The 6893-nt window shown below is 63.4% G+C and carries 4 protein-coding genes; all 4 read left to right on the top strand.

Annotation, left to right across the window (positions count from 1 at the left end; translation table 11 throughout):
* The first annotated feature begins 126 nt into the window (after positions 1-126).
* The 4 genes from ACZYOF_RS41190 to ACZYOF_RS41175 all read left to right on the top strand — a co-directional run bounded on the left by ACZYOF_RS41190 (position 127) and on the right by ACZYOF_RS41175 (position 6816).
* The gene (locus tag ACZYOF_RS41190; RefSeq protein ID WP_463719329.1) at positions 127-3366 is read left to right on the top strand and encodes an efflux RND transporter permease subunit; all 3240 of its coding nucleotides are present in this window, start codon (positions 127-129) and stop codon (positions 3364-3366) included.
* Positions 3367-3372: 6 nt separating this feature from the next.
* Positions 3373-4707: an MFS transporter gene (locus ACZYOF_RS41185; protein WP_463719328.1), complete on the top strand. Its 1335-nt coding sequence runs from the start codon at positions 3373-3375 to the stop codon at positions 4705-4707.
* Between the two features lie 23 nt (positions 4708-4730).
* A complete protein-coding gene (locus tag ACZYOF_RS41180; protein ID WP_463719327.1) occupies positions 4731-5459 on the top strand; it encodes a HoxN/HupN/NixA family nickel/cobalt transporter in 729 nt (242 codons plus the stop codon).
* A gap of 493 nt (positions 5460-5952) precedes the next feature.
* Positions 5953-6816 (top strand): efflux RND transporter permease subunit, encoded by an 864-nt coding sequence (locus ACZYOF_RS41175; RefSeq protein ID WP_463719326.1) that lies wholly within the window; start codon positions 5953-5955, stop codon positions 6814-6816.
* The last annotated feature ends 77 nt before the right edge of the window (positions 6817-6893 follow it).

The following is a 6893-nucleotide window of genomic DNA, read 5'->3' as shown; positions in this document are numbered from 1 at the left end:
TCCCGAAGCGACGCCGCCCACAACGCAAGCGTCTCCTCAATCGACGCTGCCTGCGTCCACGATCTTCGAATCATGGTTGCCCATGGATTCAGAAACCCACTAAAAAAACAACTGTAATGCTAGGCGATGATCGCTTGGATCGTCGATTTTTCCGTTCGCCGGCGCTGGCTCGTTGTGCTGGTCACACTGGCGGCTGCCGCTTCCGGCTTCTGGTCGCTGACCAAATTGCCGATCGACGCCGTCCCTGACGTCACTAACGTCCAGGTTCAGGTCAATGCGGTTGCGCCGGCCCTGACTCCGGTCGAGATCGAGAAACAGGTCACGGTGGCCCTGGAGACCGCGCTTGCCGGGACGCCCGGCCTGGAATCGACCCGGTCGTTCTCACGCAACGGCTTCGCGCAGATCACCGCTGTGTTCGCCGACCGCACCGACATCTATTTCGCCCGTCAGCAGGTCGCCGAACGCATCAACGAGGCGAAGATCAACCTTCCGCCCCGCGTCGACGTCCGGATGGGTCCGATCTCTACCGGCCTCGGCGAGATCTATTGGTGGGCGGTGGAGTATGAAAAGCCGGGCGCGACCACACCGGTGCAGGACGGCAAGCCCGGCTGGCAGAGCGACGGCAGCTATCTTACGCCCGAAGGCGAGCGGCTGACGGACGATTTTCAGCGCACGGTCTATCTCCGCACGGTTCAAGATTGGATCATCCGCCCACAGATGCGGACCGTTCCCGGTGTCGCTGGCGCGGATGCGATCGGCGGTTTCGTGAAACAATTCCAGGTGCAGCCCGATCCCGTCCGGCTGGTAGCCTATGGGCTAACGTTCACCCAAGTGATCGACGCCATCGAGGCGAACAACATCAGCCGCGGCGCCAATTTCATCGAGCAGAACGGCGAAGGCGTCGTGGTCCGGGCCAGCGGGCGGGTGGAAAATCTCGATGATATCGGCAGGATCGTGGTGACGACACGGGGCGGCGTGCCGGTCCGTGTCTCCGATATCGCCGATGTCGCAATCGGAAAAGAACTGCGCACCGGCAGCGCCAGCGTCGACGGCCGCGAGGTGGTGCTCGGCACTGCGCTGATGCTGATTGGCGGCAACAGCCGCACGGTCGCAGCCGCGGCTGACCGCAAGATCAAGGAGATCAGCCGGACGCTGCCTCCCGGCATCCATGCCCGAACGGTGCTCAACCGAACCCAACTGGTCGACGCCACGATCGCGACCGTCGCAACCAACCTGGCGGAAGGCGCGCTGCTTGTCATCGCCGTGTTGTTCCTGATGCTCGGCAATTTCCGCGCGGCACTGATTACGGCCTGCGTGATTCCATTGACGATGCTGTTGACCGCAACCGGCATGCTGCAGGGACGGCTCAGCGCCAACCTGATGAGCCTCGGTGCGCTCGATTTCGGCCTGATCGTCGATGGCGCTGTCATCATCGCGGAGAACAGCCTGCGTCATCTCGCGGAACGGCAGCGCGAGCTTGGGCGCGTCCTGTCACTGCCCGAGCGGCTCGAAACGGTCACCGCGTCCGCAACCGAGATGATCCGGCCCACGGTCTATGGCCAGCTCATCATCATCCTGGTCTACGTTCCGCTTCTCACCTTCACCGGCGTCGAAGGCAAGACGTTTGAGCCGATGGCGCTCACCGTCATGATCGCGCTCGTGGCTGCATTCGTGCTGTCGCTGACGTTCGTCCCGGCGGCGATCGCGATCGCTATCGCAAAGCCCGTGCGCGAGCAGGAGAATGCCATCATCCGCGCGCTGAAATCAGTCTATGCGCCGCTGCTCTCCCGTGCCGCCAGCGCCCCGCTGCCGGTGATCGGACTGGCGTTGCTCCTGATCCTCGGGGCGGGCGCGCTGTTCACCCGGCTCGGGCAGGAGTTCACACCGACGCTGGACGAAAAGAACATCGTGATGGAGGTCAAGCGGGTGCCCAGCACCTCGCTGGCGCAGGCGCAGGCGATGCAGCTCCTGATCGAGCAGTCGGTCAGCAAGTTCCCGCAAGTCGCGTTCGTGTTTTCACGGACCGGCACGCCGGACCTTGCCGCCGACCCGATGCCGCCAAGCGCCTCCGACACCTACATCATCGTCAAGCCGCAGAGTGAATGGCCTGATACGTCGATGTCCAAGGACGATCTCATCAAGGAGATCGAAGCCGAAGCGAGCAAATTGCCGGGCAACAGGCTTGGGTTCTCGCAGCCGATCGAGATGCGTTTCAACGAATTGATCGCCGGCGTGCGCGAGGACCTCGCCGTCAAGGTCTTTGGCGACGATTTTGCCGAGATGCAGCGAACGGCCGAGAGCATCGCCAACGTCCTGCGCCGCATCGAGGGCGCTCAAAACGTCAAGGTCGAGGAGACGACCGGCCTGCCGTTCCTGGAGATCAGGATCGACAAGGCGGAGATCGCGCGGCGCGGACTCAACCTCGCCACCGTCCAGGATCTGATCGGAACCGCCATTGGTGGGCGGGTCGCCGGCCTCGTGTTCGAGGGGGATCGCCGCTTCCAGATCGTGGTTCGCCTGAACGATGCATTGCGCTCCGATGTCTCCGCGCTGGAAAACCTGCCGGTGCCGCTGCCGCATGCCAATCCCAATGCGCCGGCGGCCTCCATTCCGTTGCGAACGCTCGCCACATTCGAATTGACCGAGGGCGCCAACCAGATCAGCCGGGAAAACGGCAAGCAGCGCGTCGTCGCAACCGCCGAGGTGCGAGGGCGGGATATCGGCTCGCTGGTGGCCGAGGCGCAGGCCAAGGTCGCCGAGCAGGTGAGGCTCGCGCCGGGCACCTACCTGACATGGGGCGGTCAGTTCGAGAATTTCTCGGTTGCCCGCCAGCGCCTCTTGTTTGTCGTGCCGGGCTGCTTTGCAATGATTTTCCTGCTGCTGCTTGGTGCGCTCGGGTCGTCACGCGACGCCCTGCTGGTGTTCAGCGCCGTGCCTCTGGCCTTGACGGGCGGCATCGCCGCGCTGTGGATCCGCGGCATGCCATTCTCGATCTCGGCCGCTGTCGGTTTCATTGCGCTGTCCGGCGTTGCCGTCTTGAACGGGCTTGTGATGCTGAGCCAGATCCGCAAGCTGATCGGCGAGGGAGTGGATACGCGGACCGCGATACAGGAAGGCGCATTGACCCGCTTCCGACCGGTCATCATGACCGCCCTCGTTGCGTCGCTTGGCTTCGTGCCGATGGCGCTGGCGACCGGCACCGGCGCGGAGGTGCAGCGGCCGCTCGCCACGGTCGTGATCGGGGGGCTGCTCACGGCGACGCTGCTGACCCTGCTCGTGCTGCCCGCGCTGTATGCCTATTTCGCGCCGCGGCGCTCGCAACCGGAGACAGAACAGCATTTCGTGCCGAGACGGGCAGCGGAATAGCCCGCCATGCTGTTCGTCCTCGCCAACCGCACCTACCGCCATCTGTTCGCCGCGCAGGTCATCGCCCTGATCGGCACCGGCCTGATGACGGTCGCACTCGGCTTGTTGGCGTTCAAGATTGCCGGCGACAAGGCGGGCGCGGTGCTGGGGACCGCGCTTGCGATCAAGATGATCGCCTATGTCGGGATCGCGCCGTTCGCGGGAAGCCTCGCCGGCTATGTGCCTCGCCGGCCGTTCTTGGTCGCCATGGACCTGTTGCGGGCTTCGGTCGCGGTCGCGCTGCCGTTCGTCACCGAGGTCTGGCAGGTCTATGTCCTAGTCTTCCTGCTGCAGTCCGCATCCGCGGCCTTCACCCCGACGTTCCAGGCGACCATTCCGGACGTACTGCCGGAGGAACGCGACTACACGCGCGCCCTGTCCCTTTCGCGCCTGGCCTATGATCTCGAAAATCTGCTCAGCCCGACGCTGGCGGCGGCGCTGCTGACGGTGATCTCGTTCAACAATCTGTTTGCCGGCACGGTGATCGGCTTCCTGTGTTCCGCGCTGTTGGTGGTGTCCGTGCGACTGCCTTCGACAGCGGCCAAGGCTGAAGCGGGCCAGTCGTTCTACGAAAAGACCACGAAAGGCGTCCGCATCTACTTGGCGACGCCGCGCCTGCGCGGGCTGCTTGCACTGAACCTGTCGGTTGCCGCGGCGGGCGCCATGGTCATCGTCAATACCGTGGTGCTGGTCCGCGCGGTTCTGGGGCGGCCCGACAACGATGTCGCCATCGCGCTCGCCTGTTTTGGCGGCGGCTCGATGCTGGCGGCGCTGTTGCTGCCGAGGGTGCTCGACCGGTTGCCGGATCGCGCGGTGATGCTTTCCGCCGCCGCTCTGCTGACGGTTCTGTTGCTGGGGCTGATGGCTGTTCTCCGTACCGGGTACGATCAGATCTGGCCGGTCCTGCTGGTGGCATGGACATTGATGGGAATTGGCTACAGCGCGGTTCAGACCCCGACCGGACGCTTGTTGAGACGCTCGGCACAGCCTTCCGACCGTCCTGCAGTGTTCGCGGCGCAGTTTGCGCTCTCCCATGCCTGCTGGCTGCTGACCTATCCCATGGCCGGCTGGCTCGGGAATTCGGCTGGCCTGTCCATCACGGCCCTTGTGCTCGCGGCGATCACGCTCGCCGGCGTGGTCGTAGCGCGGATGCTGTGGCCGGCCGACGACCCGGAAGTGGTCGAGCACGATCATCCCGGTCTCGCGCCCGACGACCCCCATTTGCAGGGGGCGCACATGAAACGCCATGCTCATGTGTTCGTCATCGATGAGCATCACCGGCGCTGGCCCAACGATGCCTGAGTAATTCGAAGCGGATTGGTCTGTTGATCGCGGGGTTCGATTCAATCTTCGAGGCGCAGCGTGCGCTCTATACGAACGCAGCGCAGGCGCTGAATGCGCTGCAGGCCAGCGGAGCCAGTGCGCTGCCGTCGCTGGCCGCGGCTGCGTTCGCCTTCGGCATGTTGCACGCCCTGCTGCCGGGCCACGGCAAATCGGTGCTCGCCTCCTATTATGCGGCAGATGGCCGCTGGCGAGGTGCCCTCGGCTCAAGCCTGCTGCTGATCCTCACCCATGTTGGCTCGGCCGTCGTCTTGGTGCTGTCCGGCTATGCCGTGCTCAGGCACACCATCGGCGGCGCCGGTCGTGCGCCAGCGCTGGAGCAGGCCAGCCAAATCCTGATCGTGTTGATCGGACTCTGGCTCTTGTGGCGAGCGTTTCGTCCTCACCCTCATCGTCATGGCCGCTCGGCACCGCTGCTTGCGTTTGCAACCGGCCTTATTCCTTGTCCCCTCACTACGTTCATCATGACCTACGCCGTCGCTCATGGGGCGGCTCAGTGGGGCGTGCTCCTCTCGGCTCTCTTCGCGGCCGGTATGGTCTTTACGGTCGCGCTCTTCCCGTTGACGGCGGTGCTGGCCCGGACATGGCTTCTGCCGCTCATCCTGCGCACTGAGAGGATCCGCAACCGCCTCGCCGTGGGTCTCGAAACCTTTGCAGCTATCGCGGTTATCGTGCTCGGAGGGTGGCCGTTGATATTGGGAGCAAATGGATAAGCCAACATGGCTGCACCCGGGCGCGCGAGCGCAGGATGTCGAGATAGGCGGAGATCTCACAGCTCTGCGAGCGGAATCAATTCTTGGCGGCTCTGTTATGCTCTACATGCTGATAACGATTGATTGGGCGCCGTTCCAAACTCGAAACGGCACATGTCGCGGCTCATTGAAGATGGACCCACGTGTTTGCTGCTGTTTTTGCAGAGCGTGATCTCGCGGAGGATCACGAATCGGTGCGCACGAGCCCTCCGCCCTTCTTCGACCGCGTTCGCTGAATTACTTCATCGACGTCGGGTCCGCAGACCCCCGGCATCCCAAGACGGCCCGCCGTCCAAGTTCTGCTCATTCGCTCGATGTCATGGCTGGACGTCGGGGCTGAGAACTTGGGCGGAGCTATGTGCCTTTTTTCTCCGAAGCGTACGGCTGGTTTTCGTTGGCACCGTCGAGGTGCGCCCGACCGCACAGGCGATGTCAAGCGGGCCGAGGCGGCACAATGAACCTGGTGTCGTTCGCACTACGACGGCCGATCTCGCTTCTGGCGATGGTCGTAGCCGTCGCATGGGTGGGCTTTCTGGCGCTCGATCGCATGCCTCGCGACATCTTCCCGGATCTCGGGGTGCCCGTTCTTTACGTGGCCCAACCGTACGGCGGCATGGACCCGGCCCAGATGGAAGGATTCATCGTCAACTATTATGAGTACCACTTCCTCTACATTACGGGGATCGAACATGTCGAAAGCAAATCGATCCAGGGCGTAGGGCTAATCAAGCTTCAATTCCATCCCGGCACCGATATGGCGCAGGCCACGGCGGAGACGGTCGCTTACGTCGACCGCGCTCGCGCGTTCATGCCTGCGGGGACGGTGCCGCCATTTGTGATGCGGTTCGACAGTGGTAGCGTTCCGGTCGGCGATCTCGTCTTCACTAGCAAGACGAAAACCGTCGCCGAATTACAGGATGCGGCGCTCTTCAAGGTGCGCCCATTGTTCGCGACCTTGCCAGGCGTGTCGGCACCGCCGCCGTTCGGGTCGAGCCAACGGACCATCCTGGTTCATTTGGATCCCGACAAGCTGCGGTCCTACAACATGTCGCCGGACGAGGTGGTGCAGGCATTGGCTGCCGGCAACACAATCAGTCCATCTGGGAATGTCCGCATCGGCGATCTCATGCCGATGGTGCCACTTAACTCTGTTGTCGGAGACTTCAAGGGCCTGAGTAACATTCCGATCCGCTCGCACGGAACGCAGACCGTGTTCATACGTGATGTCGGAACGGTCGAAGACGGCGCCGACATTCAGACCGGTTACGCGCTAGTGGTCTATCACAGTGATTTTGACTCTTTGGGGGTGGCTGGATAGGCGCGGCCGAGTTTGGCGCGAGCTTTGTCGGTTGTGAACATCCATTTGATTCGGGCTCGGGTTTTATTTCGCCGCCG

The organism is Bradyrhizobium sp. LeoA1Lang (assembly GCF_055413685.1).
This window is presented reverse-complemented; position numbering and strand designations above follow the sequence as displayed.

Bases quoted from the DNA above. Each gene is read 5' to 3' on its own strand.
- ACZYOF_RS41190 (WP_463719329.1), top strand. From the start codon at position 127: ATGATCGCTTGGATCGTCGATTTTTCCGTTCGCCGGCGCTGGCTCGTT.
- ACZYOF_RS41185 (WP_463719328.1), top strand. From the start codon at position 3,373: ATGCTGTTCGTCCTCGCCAACCGCACCTACCGCCATCTGTTCGCCGCG.
- ACZYOF_RS41175 (WP_463719326.1), top strand. From the start codon at position 5,953: ATGAACCTGGTGTCGTTCGCACTACGACGGCCGATCTCGCTTCTGGCG.